16 protein-coding genes are annotated in these 15,171 nt (G+C 42.9%); 5 read left to right on the plus strand and 11 right to left on the minus strand.

Going from position 1 to position 15,171, the window contains the following annotated elements; translation table 11 throughout:
* Positions 1-9: 9 nt before the first annotated feature.
* Positions 10-1,374 carry an N-acetylglucosamine-specific PTS transporter subunit IIBC gene (gene nagE, locus ACRRMM_RS14520; protein ID WP_008341768.1) on the minus strand — a complete coding sequence of 455 codons (1,365 nt, stop codon included), beginning with the start codon at positions 1,372-1,374 and terminating at the stop codon, positions 10-12.
* Between the two features lie 190 nt (positions 1,375-1,564).
* Here nagE and map point away from each other — a divergent pair, with 190 nt between their 5' ends.
* From map to ACRRMM_RS14535, 3 genes are all read left to right on the plus strand, one after another.
* The gene (gene map, locus ACRRMM_RS14525) at positions 1,565-2,314 is read left to right on the plus strand and encodes a type I methionyl aminopeptidase (protein ID WP_343489544.1); all 750 of its coding nucleotides are present in this window, start codon (positions 1,565-1,567) and stop codon (positions 2,312-2,314) included.
* A 262-nt stretch (positions 2,315-2,576) separates the two neighbouring features.
* Complete coding sequence (locus ACRRMM_RS14530) at positions 2,577-2,738, plus strand: hypothetical protein (protein ID WP_008341770.1); 162 nt, start codon at positions 2,577-2,579, stop codon at positions 2,736-2,738.
* Between the two features lie 134 nt (positions 2,739-2,872).
* Positions 2,873-3,010 carry a YflJ family protein gene (locus ACRRMM_RS14535; protein WP_008341771.1) on the plus strand — a complete coding sequence of 46 codons (138 nt, stop codon included), beginning with the start codon at positions 2,873-2,875 and terminating at the stop codon, positions 3,008-3,010.
* 41 nt (positions 3,011-3,051) lie between these two features.
* On the opposite strand, the gene ACRRMM_RS14540 is transcribed toward ACRRMM_RS14535, so the two are convergent.
* Entirely contained in the window at positions 3,052-3,702 is a 651-nt protein-coding gene (locus tag ACRRMM_RS14540; protein WP_060780871.1) for an MOSC domain-containing protein, read from the minus strand.
* A 122-nt stretch (positions 3,703-3,824) separates the two neighbouring features.
* Here ACRRMM_RS14540 and ACRRMM_RS14545 point away from each other — a divergent pair, with 122 nt between their 5' ends.
* Positions 3,825-4,097, plus strand: coding sequence for an acylphosphatase (locus ACRRMM_RS14545; RefSeq protein WP_035391366.1), 273 nt, complete (start codon positions 3,825-3,827; stop codon positions 4,095-4,097).
* A gap of 14 nt (positions 4,098-4,111) precedes the next feature.
* On the opposite strand, the gene ACRRMM_RS14550 is transcribed toward ACRRMM_RS14545, so the two are convergent.
* The 3 genes from ACRRMM_RS14550 to ACRRMM_RS14560 form a co-directional block, all read right to left on the minus strand.
* Complete coding sequence (locus ACRRMM_RS14550) at positions 4,112-4,537, minus strand: hypothetical protein (RefSeq protein WP_428828821.1); 426 nt, start codon at positions 4,535-4,537, stop codon at positions 4,112-4,114.
* 100 nt (positions 4,538-4,637) lie between these two features.
* A complete protein-coding gene (locus ACRRMM_RS14555) occupies positions 4,638-5,744 on the minus strand; it encodes a nitric oxide synthase oxygenase (protein ID WP_007496564.1) in 1,107 nt (368 codons plus the stop codon).
* A gap of 104 nt (positions 5,745-5,848) precedes the next feature.
* Positions 5,849-6,406, minus strand: a complete 558-nt coding sequence (locus ACRRMM_RS14560; protein ID WP_017366806.1) for a PadR family transcriptional regulator — start codon at positions 6,404-6,406, stop codon at positions 5,849-5,851.
* 113 nt (positions 6,407-6,519) lie between these two features.
* Here ACRRMM_RS14560 and ACRRMM_RS14565 point away from each other — a divergent pair, with 113 nt between their 5' ends.
* Positions 6,520-7,005, plus strand: coding sequence for a phenolic acid decarboxylase (locus ACRRMM_RS14565; RefSeq protein WP_008341777.1), 486 nt, complete (start codon positions 6,520-6,522; stop codon positions 7,003-7,005).
* Positions 7,006-7,078: 73 nt separating this feature from the next.
* Here ACRRMM_RS14565 and ACRRMM_RS14570 read toward each other — a convergent pair whose 3' ends face one another.
* The 6 genes from ACRRMM_RS14570 to ACRRMM_RS14595 all read right to left on the minus strand — a co-directional run.
* Positions 7,079-8,710, minus strand: a complete 1,632-nt coding sequence (locus tag ACRRMM_RS14570; protein ID WP_428828820.1) for a M14 family metallopeptidase — start codon at positions 8,708-8,710, stop codon at positions 7,079-7,081.
* Between the two features lie 181 nt (positions 8,711-8,891).
* Positions 8,892-10,190, minus strand: a complete 1,299-nt coding sequence (locus ACRRMM_RS14575) for a citrate:proton symporter (RefSeq protein WP_008341779.1) — start codon at positions 10,188-10,190, stop codon at positions 8,892-8,894.
* 191 nt (positions 10,191-10,381) lie between these two features.
* Positions 10,382-11,359 carry a tripartite tricarboxylate transporter substrate-binding protein gene (locus tag ACRRMM_RS14580; protein WP_025206911.1) on the minus strand — a complete coding sequence of 326 codons (978 nt, stop codon included), beginning with the start codon at positions 11,357-11,359 and terminating at the stop codon, positions 10,382-10,384.
* A 2-nt stretch (positions 11,360-11,361) separates the two neighbouring features.
* Positions 11,362-12,060: a response regulator gene (locus ACRRMM_RS14585; RefSeq protein ID WP_025206910.1), complete on the minus strand. Its 699-nt coding sequence runs from the start codon at positions 12,058-12,060 to the stop codon at positions 11,362-11,364.
* Between the two features lie 3 nt (positions 12,061-12,063).
* A complete protein-coding gene (locus tag ACRRMM_RS14590) occupies positions 12,064-13,659 on the minus strand; it encodes a sensor histidine kinase (RefSeq protein ID WP_035391373.1) in 1,596 nt (531 codons plus the stop codon).
* A 141-nt stretch (positions 13,660-13,800) separates the two neighbouring features.
* Positions 13,801-15,171 (minus strand): exosporium glycoprotein BclB-related protein (locus ACRRMM_RS14595; RefSeq protein ID WP_432450828.1); only part of this gene is annotated, 1,371 nt, incomplete at its 5' end.

Raw genomic sequence — 15,171 nt, forward strand, 5'->3', positions numbered from 1 at the left:
ACGCTTTTTTTAGTCCCGATCGACTTCCTTGCGAAGATCATCGGCGACAAATTCGACATTTGTTCCAATGATGATTTGTACGGAAGTTTTTCCTGACGTCAGTACCCCTTTGGCACCTGCTTTTTTCAATGTACCTTCATTTAATAAATCGGTATCTTCTACTGTTAAACGAAGACGGGTCGCACAATGGTCAATTGTGGTGATATTGCCTTTGCCGCCTAGTCCCTCTACGAGCATACTTGCTCCGGCAGTATGTGTATCATCCCCTGAAATATCTTCGATGTCATCATCTTCCCTGCCCGGTGTTTTTAGCTTTAACAATTTTATCAGGAAATAGAAAACAACAAAGTAAATCACGCCATAGATGACCCCAACCACAAGTAACAGAATGGGTTTTTGCGCAATTCCAAAACTTAAAACGTAATCAATCGCACCCGCTGAAAAAGCGAAACCGCTATGAATGCCTAAGGTGTTGACAATAAAGAGCGAAAGACCAGTTAATATCGCATGAACACCATATAAAAGTGGAGATAAAAACATAAATGAGAATTCAATTGGTTCTGTGATTCCTGTAATAAATGACGTCAGTGCCATTCCAATCATAAGACCGGCTGTTGCTTTTCGTTTTTCAGGCTTTGCGGTCACAACCATCGCGAGACATGCCGCCGGCAGCCCGAACATCATCACTGGGAAGAAACCAGTCATAAAGACACCTGCACTTGGATCGCCTTTGAAGAACCGCGCTAAATCACCTGTCGCTCCGCTGAATTCACCGAATTGAAACCAAAATAGATTATTCAACACATGATGAAGTCCTAATGGAATGAGCAGGCGGTTAAAGAAGCCAAACAGCCCGGCACCCGTTGCTCCAAGACTTAAAATCCACTCCCCTAAATCATTGATCACACTTTGAATTGGAGGCCATACATAACCAAAAACGGCTGCTAATAGAATGGTAAAAAGTGCTGTCATAATAGGCACAAGCCGTCTTCCACTAAAGAAACCTAAGTATTCAGGCAGTTTCGTGTCCTTAAATTTATTGTAAACGTAACCTGCCAAAAGTCCGCACAAAATACCACCCAATACCCCCATATTGTTGGTCGAATTGATCGACGTGGTACCAGCTGACAAAATAAAATAAGAGATCGCTCCAGATAACGCCGCTGCCCCGTTACCGTCCTTTGAAATACCAATCGCTACACCCATAGCAAAAATTAAAGCCAAATTCGCAAAAATTGCATTTCCTGCCGCATGAATAAACGGGATGTTGAATACATCTTCTCGCCCAATAGCCAAAATGATACCCGCTGCAGGAAGCACAGCGATTGGAAGCATAAATGATTTTCCTAACTTTTGAAAAAACTGAAACACCATCTTATTTCTCCCCCCTTCGTCATCACCATGAACAAATCTCTCATGATGTTCATAAAAAATATATCATATGCACATCTAGTTATCTATACCAATTTGTCCACACCTCACCCGAATCTCAGCCTTTACTCTTTTGGCGTAAAATGTGGTAAGCTATTGAATAGAATGAAGTTATAGAAAGCGGGAATGAACAGTGATTGTCAAATATGATCATGAGTTAGAAGCCTTAAAAAAAGTCGGCCGAATTGTCGCTTTGGCAAGAGAAGAAATGAAAAGCCAAGCGAAACCAGGCATGTCTACAAAAGAATTAGATTTGATTGGGAAAAAAATATTAGAAGAGCATGGAGCCAATTCAGCTCCTGAAAAAGAATATGATTTCCCCGGTACGACTTGCATCAGTGTCAATGATGAAGTCGCACATGGCATTCCAAGTGAAAAAACCATTTTACAAGAGGGCGACCTCATTAATATTGATATCTCAGCAGAGCTTGATGGATATTATTCCGATACTGGGATTTCATTCGTTTTAGGTACAGGAGATGCTCGTCTTGAAGCATTATGCCAGTGTGCAGAGGATGCATTCCTTGAAGGATTAAAGCATGCGAAAGCCGGAAAAAGACAAAATCAAATTGGCCGTGCGGTCTACAATACGGCGAAAGAACAAGGATTTACCGTCATTAAAAACCTGACAGGACACGGCATTGGGAAAAGCCTGCATGAAGCACCTAACCATATTTTGAACTATTATGATCCATTCGATAATGCTTTGTTTAAGAATGGGACAGTGATCGCCTTTGAACCTTTCATTTCAACAAATGCTGAATCGATTTATCAAGCAGATGACGGCTGGACATTTAAAACACCTGATAAGAGCCTGGTCGCACAGATTGAACATACGATTGTGATCACAAAAGACGAACCGATTATTTTAACAAAGCTGTAAGCAAGCAGGTCCCCTCCTTCACTGGAGGGGATTTTAGCGTGTAGACAAACCCCCGCATTCGGTGTCAGTCCTGCGCGCCAGTACTCGTCCTTCCTAGACTTCAAAGGTTTTCTATCACGCTGAAGAGAAGACAAAGGGCTAAAATCAAGTTCATTTTAGCCCTTTCTCAACAATCTGCAATCCCTTTCACGAATCTGTCACGACTAAACAAAAATGCCTGTGGTAAAATAGGCAAAGATATGCGAAAGGGGTCTTATTTGATATGTGGTTCATCATCATCGGTGTTATCTTCTTTATTGAAAGTATTATTTTAACGGTTGTAGGTATTAAGAAAAAACAATCCATGATGACCTACCTCGGTATTGTCATCATGATTATGACAGTGGGCATGATCATCGTTACCCTCAACCCGCCAAATTCATAAATAATTATTTCCAGCATATACATGGATCATAGGCAGATAGAATCAGTTTTCATTTCTAAACACCTGCACACTTTTCACGTCCTTTTTTGAGATGTTACAATGCAGGCAGTTTCCATTGAAAGGAGTTTTCTATCATGCATTATGGTAGCAAAGGCTGGTATGTCGAAGAATTAAAGAAGCTTGGTGTGACCAAGCATGAAGGAAGAAAGCTTCAAAGCTTTAAAACTTATTTCCTTGCAAATCTTCTTGAGCAAAAGAAAACGAGCTCTTAAATGTTGAAAAGCCGTACATCCATAGCAGATGTACGGCTTTTTTATATGGGCTGAACACGTTTTTCTAAAGATTTTCTGACCACATCTGCTAAGGCATCTACTTCAAGAACTGCTTTCAGCCTGTTTTGATCTACTTGACGGTATTTGACTTCATTGACTTCGTGGACTGTGATGGGATGGGGCGCTTTTTCGACTAACACAAGAGCTTCATCAGGAGAGACCATTCCTTCTTTCAGCACACGCAAATAAAAACCGGTATATCCCGTTTGCTGCACTTCCTTCACAAGCTTCATGTTTCCATGCTTAAGAGAGAGCTTCACACATGGCTGTCTTGGCTGGCTGACCTCAACAATCGCTTCCCCAAACTGAAATACATCACCAATACGAACTTCTGTCTCTACAAGCTGATGCACGGTCACGTTTTCACCGAAGGCTGCCTCCTGTAACGGCACCCCTAAAAATTGCTCAAAGTAAGTATAGTGATCATATGGAAAGACGCAAATGGCTTTATCATCACCTCCGTGATGGACCAAATCACCCTGGCCATCTCCATCAAAATTGAGCTTACTCAAATAAACAGGCTCGTGAATACGCTTTTTGTTGATGGCTGTTTTGATTTCTTTACCATTCACATAGGTGGTGATAGGTTGTCCTACTTGAATTCCTTCGATGTCGTACCTTGTCTGCCCCACTCTCGCCATCTCCTTTGATTGTCTGATTGCTTTTATTTTACATGGTTTGACAGTCAAATCATAGTCGGTACGTGAAGGACCGAGACAGGTTATGGTACGATGAGAAAAAAGGAGAGATGACATTGGTTCATTATCACGCTATTGTAAAAGGACGAGTGCAAGGAGTCGGTTTTCGATATTTTGTTCAAGGAGAAGCCGTCAATCGAGGGATAAAAGGCTGGGTCCGCAACACAGATGAGGGTCACGTGGAGTTAAAAGTAGAAGGAGAGCAGCAGGAGGTGTTTGACTTTTTAGAGACCGTCCGTAAAGGCAGTCCTTTTTCAAAAGTCACACATTTGGACATGGAGCCGCTCACCAAGTTCGCCCATTATCAAGACTTTCGGATTAAAGGATAGTTGATGTGTATCCTTTATTTCACAACAGTAAATGAGTTTGCAACATAATAACCAATCAAGGTTGTACGTGAAGCATCTTTGTAGAGACTCACATGAACATCATAGTTGACTGATCCACTGTTAGGAAGTAATAAACGAGTAGGTGCTGCGAAAGCGTTTTGTCCAGAGATAGACCCTTCGTGTGTAAAGACTGGTGTCACTGGGAAAGTAAGTTTTCGAATAGCAGCTGTATAATAAAGTGTTTCATTTGTTATTGCTGTCATGTTGACGTTGACCTGAGGATGAAGCGAAGTATAAGTTGAACGATCGGTTGTCACCTTTAAATCGATGTCATTCTGAACCATTGCTCCAGTCGTTGCTTTAGCTCTTTCATCACCTAGTGGTAGAAATCCGTTGAAACTGAATACAGCCAAAAATATGAGCAACGTCATTTTTTTCATCTATATTCCCCCTTTTTGATTTCACCGCCATTAAACCATCATTTTCCAAATCAAACAACATTCCAAAGACTCATTTCATACAAAAAAACCTAGCTTTTCGCTAGGCTCTTTCCGTCCCGTGGTAGGGTTTTTCCTGATAAAAATAATTCGGTTTCACGATCGTATTGTCATAGTGACGATGGAAGATATGCGTAGCAGCTGGTGATACTGGCGGAATCAGCCATGTCCAATCACCAGTCAGCTTACGATCAGCTTTTTCTTCCTGTTTTTCAAACTGCTTGAATTGATGGGCTGCTGTATGGTGATCTACAATGGTTACCCCTGCCTCGCGATAAGAGTGCAGAACCGCGACATTCAATTCGACAATGGCTTTGTCTTTCCAAAGTGACGAATTTTTTGTTGTATCGAGCCCTAAAATAGAAGCGACTTTTTTCAGCATATTGTAGCGGTTTTCGTCAGCTAGATTTCGTGCGCCAATTTCTGTTCCCATATACCATCCATTAAACGGTGCCGCATTGTAATGAATGCCGCCAATTTCTAATTTCATATCAGCAATGATCGGAACAGCATACCATTTCAGTCCTAAATCACCGAACCCATCATATTCAGGATGAGTGATCTCTACCTCTTGAACGATTTCTTTCGGAAGATCATACAAAACCGGCGGCTGATCTTTTAGCTGAAACATAAGTGGCAGAAGGTCAAAATGCGTGCCTTCGCCTTTCCAGCCATGCGCTTCACACAACTTGGTTAATTCAAGTGATGCCTCGTCCCCAATGATGCCATATTCCGACTCATATCCCGCATAACGAACGAGCTGATGATTATAAATAACGACTTCCTTCCGTCCCTTGTTCTCTGGTGGGAAGATGGTAATGGACGGTTTGATTTTACCCCCATTTGTCGCATACTCAATATGATGAAAGAGTGCCTCTTTCACCTCATCTTCTGTTGTCACGTGCCGGCAGTCATGCACATGCAGTGTTGACCAAAACAAGCGCCCAATGCACCGGTTGCTGTTGCGCCATGCCATTTTTGCCCCGTGAGCTAATTCTTCCTGCGTATGAGTATACATGCCGTCAGACTCAATTTCTTGTTTTATTTCATGCAGACGTGCTGCTTTTTCTTCATTTGACTTGCCTAATTCTTCATAGCATACAGAAATAAAAGCTTCTGCTTCATTCCACAACGCTTCTTGGTTACTCAAACATACTCGCCTCACTTTAATACGAATATATCCATTGTAGCGGTTTCTATTGATAAATTCACTTGTTTCAAACCATTTTTTATCATATCGTGCGACGATTGTCCTTAGACAATGGATGAATCAATGACTTCAAGGGTCTTTTGGAGCCAGCGAACATACCCTTTTTCCCTTTCAATTGCTCTTGTCAGCACTAAATAATGCCCGAATTGTGTTGAATGCAGTGATTGGGCAGATGGATCTTCTTCTGTTAAAATGTTCAGTTTCTGTTCAAGCATCTCTACTTTCTTTGTTCGCTCCTGCAGCTGATGTGAGAAGAGACCGGCCGCTTCTTTTTGATCCATAGATGAGATAAAGAACGTTTTTAGCATAAATTCATCTTTTGTTGTGTCTGGAATCGGGCCTTTTTTCCTTAACCACTGATGCAGTTCTCTTTTTCCTGCATCAGTGATTTGATAAACCTTCTTCTCTAGCTTCTTTCCTTGTATGTGAATATCAAATTCAATAAAACCCTCTTCTGTTAGCCGCTTTAATTCAGGGTATATTTGACTATGCTTCGCACTCCAAAACTGTCCAAGGGAATCTTCAAAGTGTTTCTTCATATCGTATCCTGTCAGCTCACGCTGATCTAGTAAGCCAAGAATGGCATATTTCAGTACTCTCATGACATGCCTCCAACGCATATTCTTTGACAATAGTATACCATACACCCTAAAATAAACATGTAAATCATGACATGTTTGAAACAACATCATTTTAATTGAAAGAAGGAATAAACATGGATCAATTCGTTGGACTTCATATGATTTATACGTATGAAAATGGCTGGGAATATGAGATTTACATTAAAAACGATCACACCATCGATTACCGCATTCATAGCGGAATGGTTGGAGGCCGCTGGGTTCGTGATCAAGAAGTGAATATTGTGAAGCTGACAAAAGGGGTATACAAAGTTTCCTGGACGGAACCGACTGGGACAGACGTGTCTTTAAACTTTATGCCTGAGGAGAAACGCATGCATGGGGTCATTTTCTTCCCAAAATGGGTGCATGAACGTCCAGATATCACCGTTTGCTATCAAAATGACTATATCGACCTCATGAAAGAATCCCGTGAAAAATATGAAACCTATCCGAAGTATGTCGTACCAGAATTCGCAGACATTACGTACATCCACCATGCTGGGGTAAACGATGAAACGATTATCGCAGAAGCACCGTATGAAGGCATGACCGATGAGATCAGAGCTGGACGAAAATAGAAAAAGCGGCACGCACTGTGCCGCTTCTAGGATGGTTGACAAAGGACTAAAATGAACTTGATTTTAGTCCTTTTTATTTTATACCTAACGTCTTTTGAGATAACAGGAATCGGTAAACTGGTAGTTCATCGCCTACTTTTGATGCAATAAAACCTGATGACATATAGCTGTCTTTTGATTCTGGTTCAAGGGCAAGTGACAACAAATTGGTCTCTGGCTGTGCAGTCACATATACCTTTGTTCCTTTTGGCAGCTGACGTTTCTTTTCAACGAGTCTCGTTTCAAGCTGAATATCTGTTTTGCTTGTTTCCACTCGTTTTGTTACCTGATAGGCTTGTACAGGTACTTTCATGCCAACAGGAAGTGTCACACTTTTTAACCCTAAAGTTCTGAGCTTTCTATCTACTCCTTCATGTCCTGGGAGAATAAGATAAGCTGTCGGCCGTTCTCTTGTCAATACAGGAACCGCATCACTTGCACTATGAAAACGTACCGGGACATTGGTGGTTTGTCCTTTCTCAATATCCACCATTTCAAGTGAATCGTTCACAGGCGCCTTGAAAGCATCTTGAATGACCACTTGATCATCATCGTTTGATTGAAGACCTTTTTTCACAAGTTTCAGCCGCTCCGTCACCATTTGCTGCTTCACCTGCTTGGCATGCTTCACTGTTGTCTCAATGATTTTTTCATGAGTGGTGACTTGTGCTGCCACGCGCCGGGTAAAGTCCTCTCTGCCAATTCCAATCCCCCTACTTTCTACAAGAAATGAAATAGCTGGTGAAAGCGCTAGGGCATTTCGGCCAATTCGTGCATCAGTTCCGCCTTCATAAAGATCGATTTTTCCGTCCTTCCCTCTTGTGTTTGTATAATATAAATCGTTGGAAAATCCCTTATTCGTCAATGTTTCACGCACTCCGTTGACGTACAATTCATTTGACGTGAAACGAATACTTTCAGGAATGTTCAAATTCTTACCGGATAATATCAGCAAATCGTGATACTTGAGAGCACCTGATGCACCGATGTCTTCAAACTGCTTTTGACCGACATCATATTCATGGGCATCGATGACGACCTCGGGCGCAAAGCGATTAAATTCTTGATGAAGGGCTGTCAGCTCTGGAGATTCTAGTGTCATGTGGTCACGGTTGCCATCCATTCCGTTTGCAAGCCTGCGGTCAAATGCATAAGAACCATCTGGGTTGATTCTTGGGACAATGATGACGTTGACATGGCTCAGTATACGCTCTCCTTCATCACCTGCTAGTCGTTTGGCGATGACAAGGGCAGATTCACCGGAGGCTGGTTCATTTCCGTGTATTTGTGCTTGAAGCCAGATCGTTGGCTTTTTTGACAGTGGAGAGATGTGACGATCCTTTGTAAAATAGAGGGCTGGAATGGATCTGCCTTCAATGGATGTTCCAATCTGTTTCTGCGTGGCGTAAGGACTTTTACTGACAATGTCACGTAAAAAATCTTGAAGCTCTTCTTGTGTGGTAAATGCTTCTCCTTTTTTCTGAAAGGCAGGGGTATCAAACGTTTCGTCAGGCTCAGGATACAGTTTTTGAACCGTGGCTGGCTGCTCATAGCTTTTTCCATAATAAGGGGTCTCTGCATTCGCTGAAGCTGGTGTCACCATCGACAAACTTCCTGCCATGAGGCATACAGCAGCAAAAAGAATGGTACTTTTCTGTTTGGACATACTATCCTCTCCCTTCGTTGATTTGCATTATAAAGAAAAAAACAGCAAAAGTGTCAGCATTTTTCAAAAATATATCTTTTGGAGGAATCATGCATGTCTTTATATAGGGCAAATGAATGGATGTTGCCCTGCAATAGGACCTAAAAAAGAGTGCCTGCATGAGCAGCAGACACTCTTCTCATTACCAGATCGAAATGGCCCCAATGAGAACCGCCATCACTGTCATGGCGACGACTGCAAGAACCGCCCATTTCATGCCAAATTTCTGATGCTGATCTAGTGATACCCCAACGAGTCCAACAAGTAAATGAGTTGATGGAACAAGTGGGCTTAACATATGAATCGGCTGACCAATGATAGATGCTCTCGCAATCTCAATTTTATCGACACCGTATGCTGCCGCTGTTTCTGATAGGATCGGCAGTACCCCATAAAAGTATGCATCATTCGGCATAAAGAAAGTGAAGATCCCGCTTGTTAGCGCGACAATGACTGGAATAAACCCGCCAAGCTGCTCTGGAATAGCCGAAACAATCGAAATCGCCATTTCATCAACCATTTTCGTCCCAGTTAAGATGCCTGTAAAAACACCTGCTGCAAAGATCATGGAAGCAATCGCTAAGACGTTGGTTGAGTGAGCCGCAATCCGCTCACGCTGCTGCTCTAAATTCGGATAGTTCACGATAATTGCCACACAGAAAGCCAGAACAAATAGAACCGTTAAGCTGACTTTTCCTGAGACAAGAAGGAGCACCAATAACAACGTAAGCGTTAGGTTAAACCACCAAAGTTTCGGTCGCTTAATATCATCTTGCAGCGCTGCTGCCATTTCATTTGCATGAATCGGCTGTTCGAGCTCAATAACACCAAGACGTTTTCTTTCAGACTTCCCAAGAAAGTATGCCACCACAATCATGCTCAAAACCCCTGCACCAATGACTGGAATCATCGGGCCAAATAAAAGTGATGGATCAACGCCAAGTGCACTTGCCGCTCTAGGTGTTGCCCCTCCCCATGGTATCGTATTCATAATCCCCATGCCGACTCCGGCAATACCCGCTAAAATAATCGGACGAATGCCAAGCAGTGTAAATAGTGGAAGCATGGCTGTTGTTGTAATCATGTACGTTGTGGTTCCATCACCGTCAAGTGCGACAAGCATCGTCAGGACGGCTGTTCCGACAACAATTTTTAATGGATCGCCTTTGACGATCTTTAAAATTTTCGCCACCATTGGATCGAATAAACCTGCATCAATCATAATCCCGAAGTACAAAATGGCAAACATGATCATGACCGCCGTTGGTGCAACTTGCTGTACACCTTTGACAATCATGTCTGAAATTTCTGTAAAATGAAAACCTGCAATAAGAGCAAATGCAATCGGTGTTAATACCAATGCCGTTAGAACAGACATACGTTTCGTCATAATTAAAACCATAAATACAATCATCATAAGAAATCCTAAGATCGCTAACATTTCGTTCACCCCTTATGTTGTATACGCTTTCATTAAATGTTGGTATCCCATTTCCAACCCTTTCTGTCATGATATCTGACGCCTTAATTGAAGTAAATATTATGAATTTTAATTCTTTTTTGGTCGATAAATGCTTTTTGTTCATTTTGTGCAATTGTTGTTCTTTGTTGGTTCCATGAAAAAAAGCGGTCTCATTTGACCGCTTTTTCTCCTTGTATAAATTGCTCATAACGCCTTAATTGATCTTCCATATAGACCTTTGCTTCTTTACTATTCATATAACGGCCTGTCCAGCCTTTTTGTTTTAACTGCTTTTTCCATGACTTCGTTTGCGTCATTTTTTGAAGAAGCTGATCCCATGCTCGAATGTCGTGCTGATTCATTTGCTTTGGTCCCATCACACCACGCCAATGAGAGAAGATGAGCGGAATCCCTTGTTCTTTCCAAGTGGGCACGTCTTTGAATCCTTCTAAACGCTGATTCGTTGTGGTTGCAACGAGCTTCAACCTTTTCTTTTCATAATCATGGCGAACTTCTGTAATGGTTGTAGTCGCCGCATCTACCTCATGGTCAATGAGTGCTTGAAATAAATCATCTGCACTGTCAAATTTTAAAAACTGAATGCGGTACGGATCTATCCCTGCCATTTCGGCAGCCCGTGCGAATGAGATTTGATCATCATTTCCAAAGTCCGGGGCAAACCCAATTTTTAAGGAATCCGGTTTCTTTTTTAGTGCGTGTAATAGCTCTTTTCCATTTGAGAAAGGAGAATCAACTGGCACTGCGACTACCTGCCACTCTTCCGCAAGAATAGCGAGCGGGGTAAAATCATTCATGGTCACGTTACTGCTGCCCAGCAAATTACGGCTTAATAATAAGCTTGAATTTAAACTGATATAATTGGCATCTCGCTCCATCATATAGGTCCAGCCTTTATCAACCGTTCCGCCTCTTTGATAAAGAATATGCACAGGCTCTTCCACTAGCTTTTCTTGTTCTAGTACGGTTTTCATCACTTGAGCCGTTTGGTCAAATCCGCCATCAGGTACACCTGATACCACAATATATAATGGGCTGTGCTCCAGGAAAGAATCTTTTGCTGTTTTTTCATTAAAGGTGAGCGTTGTACAAAGACAGACCAAAATGAGTAAGAGTATTCCTTTTTTCATTTTTATGACTCCGTTTGTTTTTTGGCGGGATAATATTTTCGTTCTGGTCTACCAATGATTCCATATGCCAGCTCTGCCCGGCATTCTCCCGTTGTCACAAGATACTCTACGTATCGTCTTGCTGTTGTGCGTGATGCGCCCATTTTTTCTCCGAGTTCTTCTGCTGTAATTCCGTTCATCTCTGCTGCCATGAATGTTTTCACTTTGTCCAAAGTCAGTGAATTAATGCCTGTTGGCAAGTCTCGCTCATCCTTTTGTTGCGATTCTTCCTGTATTTGACCAAAAAACAGATCAATCATCGTTTGATTGACTTCCTCTTTTGAATTGATTAACTCTCTCTTCTCTTTATATTCGGTTAACACCTGCGTGAATTTTTGGGCGGTCACTGGTTTGATTAAATAATGAACGACTCCATAATGCAGGGCGTCTCTTAACAGCATCGTTTCCGTTGCAGCCGTGATAATGATCACATCCACTTCAGGATGGCGCTCTCTTAACAGCGGCAAAAGGTTCGTGCCGAGCTCATCAGGCATGTAGACATCAAGTAAAATGAGATCCACTTGTTCTTTTTGAAGTGCCTCCCACAGATCCTTTGCACTCTTTGCCTTGCCGGCCACTTGAAAGCCTTGTACCTTTTGTATATAAGATTCATGAATCGCAGCGATTCGAAAATCATCTTCCGCAATGAGTACCTTGATCACAACCTATTCCCCCTTTGTGCCTTTCGGTATGTAAACAGTGAAGATGGCACCACCTTCTTTTTGGTTCGCAACTTCAATCCAGCCCCCAAGTTCATCTAGCACTTCTTTGACATTGGCAAGTCCATAACCTCGCCCTTCTCCCTTTGATGAATGTCCTCTTGTGAAAAGTTGTGAAATGGCTCCTTCATCTACACCGTCCCCTGAATCAGACACCTCTATGATAATATCAAATCCAATATCTGTGATGAACAAGCTGACTTCTCTTGTCTCCTTATTCAATACAGCCTCAAACGCATTATCTACGAGATTGCCAATGATGGTAATAAAGTGAGATAAACTCAAATGGGCTGGGAGCGGCTCCAATGAACTATTTTCATCAATGTGAAAATGGACCTTTTTCTCAGATGCCTTTCCTAACTTCCCAAGTAAAATCGCTTGTATCTTCGGAGAGCGAATTTGCTTCATGAGTAAATCATGCTGGCGATTTTGAAGTGTATACTCTTCTTTAATTAACTCAATGGCTTCATCCACTTGTTTCAACTCAAGCAAGCCTAAAATAGCGTACAGCTTATTCGAAAATTCGTGTGTTTGTGCTCTAAGGTCTTCTGAATATTGACTGACCTCTGTCAATGTATCCAGCAGCTTTGTCAGCTCGGTTTTCTCCCTGAAGCTCACAATTCCTCCAAATACTCGATTGTCCTGCACCACTTTTTTGACATTTAGCACGAAGGTTTTATCATTGACGACTGATTCTATGTTAGGTTCAATCGTCTCTACCTTTAGATAGGAAAGAAGATTGGCATTTGGCAACACTTGATCAATATGAAGAGGCAGCGTTGAAGAGACGCGTAGCATCTGTTCAGCTGACGTATTCATCATCGTAATGGCACCTTTACGGTCAAATGCAATGATTCCCTCTTTAATCGCATGCAGCATCGCTTCTCTTTCTCGATATAATGAAGCAATTTCATGCGGTTCAAGCCCTAATATATCTTTTCGAATACTCCTTGTTAAAAAAATGGCTCCAAATACCCCAGGCAAGAGCACAAGAAGGGCAATATAACTTAATTTGAAGAGTTGATGAGCTGTCGCTTGATCGATATCTCTTTTTAAAAATTCGACGCTGACTGTCCCAATAATTTCTTCATGACTGCCTGTTTCTTTCATGATCGGAGCACTTCCTCTGACAACGGTTTCACCATCAGAATCACCCATTGATATGGAAGTTCCTCCAAATAGCAGTGTACTTCTTCCTTCCGACACACTGATGGTTTTCCCTACATCCTCATGATTCGTATGAAAAAGAACCTTTCCTTTTTGATTGGTGATAAAAATGGCATGCGCTCTTACTTGCTCCTTCATTTGCTCAAGCACAGCCTGTTCTTCATTTTGCGAATCTCCCGTGGCCACCGATGTTTTAATAGGCGGCATATAAGATATCGTTCTAGCAGTTTGCACCGCCAGCTGTTCAGCTTGGCTCTGCCTTTCTGATGTCTGCAAAAAACCAAAACAAATGGTCAATAAGGCAATAACAACAAGTAAAAGACCAATAATTAACCCCAAAATTTTTGTTTGTAAAGTGACTTTCCTTTTGCCCATCCTCACCGCCACAACCCCTAATTCAGTAGATTCACCCGAATAGACTCTAAGAAAATCATATCATTTTTTCTCATGAAGTTAAGAGAAAATTCACACAGACAAAAAAGGATGACTCAGTATTGAGTCATCCCTGTGTGCCTATTACGTGATGGATAAACCAGCACTTGCATAGCCTGCTACAGTATTCACTAAGGAAAGACCAGTAGCTGTTGCCGAGAATACGACAAGCAATCTTGTTTCTGGTGTGACTGGTACATTTAAACCAGTAGCGATACCGTTTGTAATAGCCCCTATCGTTAAAATACCGGTTAATGCCGGTGCCAATGTAACGCTCGCTACTTGAGTGAAGCTGTTATCTGGTGTTGGTGAAGCAAACAGACTAGCCGTCACAGTAATATTTGTGCCAACTAGAGAAAGGGCTGCTGTCGTACTAAAATAGCCCGCAAATGACGTAATGGTTCCTGCTCTCGGAACGGAGAATGCCATGTTTAACAATGTTCCTGCGGCTCCGGTTAAATCAATGATTCCACCTACGATACTGACACCAGTGGCTGAGTTACCGAATCCTACCAAGCTAGATGTCCCGACCAAACCGCCAGCGATGGTTGTTAAAGCGACAGGTAAACCTGATGCAAATGGGATAATCGCACTCGATCCTGTTGCTCCTGTAGCTCCCGTTGCACCGGTTGCTCCCGTGGCTCCTGTTCCTGTAGCCCCTGTTGCACCCGTATCTCCTGTTACACCTGTCGCACCTGTGGCGCCTGTTGCACCGGTTGCTCCCGTGGCACCTGTTCCTGTAGCCCCTGTTGCACCCGTATCCCCTGTTACACCTGTGGCGCCTGTGACTCCGGTCGCTCCTGTTGGACCTGTATCTCCGGTGACACCGGTTGCTCCCGTGGCGCCTGTCACACCTGCGGCTGCCAATAACGTATAATCTGGAGACGTATCTGGTGTGCCGGTTGGTGGTGCTGTATTTACGACATAAGTTCCACCTTCATATGTCACCACTTGACCTACTGTATAGGTTGGAGCTGTTGCTGGGTCAAATGCCAAAATACCAGCTAACCCTACTCCGGTTGCTCCGGTATCTCCCGTTGCACCTGTGGCTCCGGTTACTCCGGTCGCTCCCGTATCTCCCGTAGCGCCAGTGGCTCCGGTTACTCCAGTCGCTCCCGTATCTCCTGTTGCACCTGTAGCTCCGGTTACTCCGGTCGCTCCCGTATCTCCCGTGGCGCCTGTCACACCTGCGGCTGCCAATAACGTATAATCTGGAGACGTATCTGGTGTGCCGGTTGGTGGTGCTGTATTTACGACATAAGTTCCACCTTCATATGTCACCACTTGACCTACTGTATAGGTTGGAGCTGTTGCTGGGTCAAATGCCAAAATACCAGCTAACCCTACTCCGGTTGCCCCGGTATCTCCCGTTGCACCTGTGGCTCCGGTTACTCCAGTCGCTCCCGTATCTCCTGTTGCACCTGTAGCTCCGGTTACTCCGGTCGCTCCCGTATC

The sequence above is a fragment of the Bacillus sp. XT-4 genome (genome assembly GCF_050864245.1).
Taxonomy (GTDB): domain Bacteria; phylum Bacillota; class Bacilli; order Bacillales; family Bacillaceae; genus Bacillus; species Bacillus altitudinis.

What these genes read in the sequence shown, in the direction of transcription:
- nagE (WP_008341768.1), bottom strand. Translation starts at nt 1,374, where the DNA reads ATGGTGTTTCAGTTTTTTCAAAAGTTAGGAAAATCATTTATGCTTCCA.
- ACRRMM_RS14530 (WP_008341770.1), top strand. Translation starts at nt 2,577, where the DNA reads ATGTGGTTCATCATCATCGGTGTTATCTTCTTTATTGAAAGTATTATT.
- ACRRMM_RS14535 (WP_008341771.1), top strand. Translation starts at nt 2,873, where the DNA reads ATGCATTATGGTAGCAAAGGCTGGTATGTCGAAGAATTAAAGAAGCTT.
- ACRRMM_RS14550 (WP_428828821.1), bottom strand. Translation starts at nt 4,537, where the DNA reads ATGAAAAAAATGACGTTGCTCATATTTTTGGCTGTATTCAGTTTCAAC.
- ACRRMM_RS14560 (WP_017366806.1), bottom strand. Translation starts at nt 6,406, where the DNA reads ATGAGAGTACTGAAATATGCCATTCTTGGCTTACTAGATCAGCGTGAG.
- ACRRMM_RS14565 (WP_008341777.1), top strand. Translation starts at nt 6,520, where the DNA reads ATGGATCAATTCGTTGGACTTCATATGATTTATACGTATGAAAATGGC.
- ACRRMM_RS14570 (WP_428828820.1), bottom strand. Translation starts at nt 8,710, where the DNA reads ATGTCCAAACAGAAAAGTACCATTCTTTTTGCTGCTGTATGCCTCATG.
- ACRRMM_RS14575 (WP_008341779.1), bottom strand. Translation starts at nt 10,190, where the DNA reads ATGTTAGCGATCTTAGGATTTCTTATGATGATTGTATTTATGGTTTTA.
- ACRRMM_RS14580 (WP_025206911.1), bottom strand. Translation starts at nt 11,359, where the DNA reads ATGAAAAAAGGAATACTCTTACTCATTTTGGTCTGTCTTTGTACAACG.
- ACRRMM_RS14590 (WP_035391373.1), bottom strand. Translation starts at nt 13,659, where the DNA reads ATGGGCAAAAGGAAAGTCACTTTACAAACAAAAATTTTGGGGTTAATT.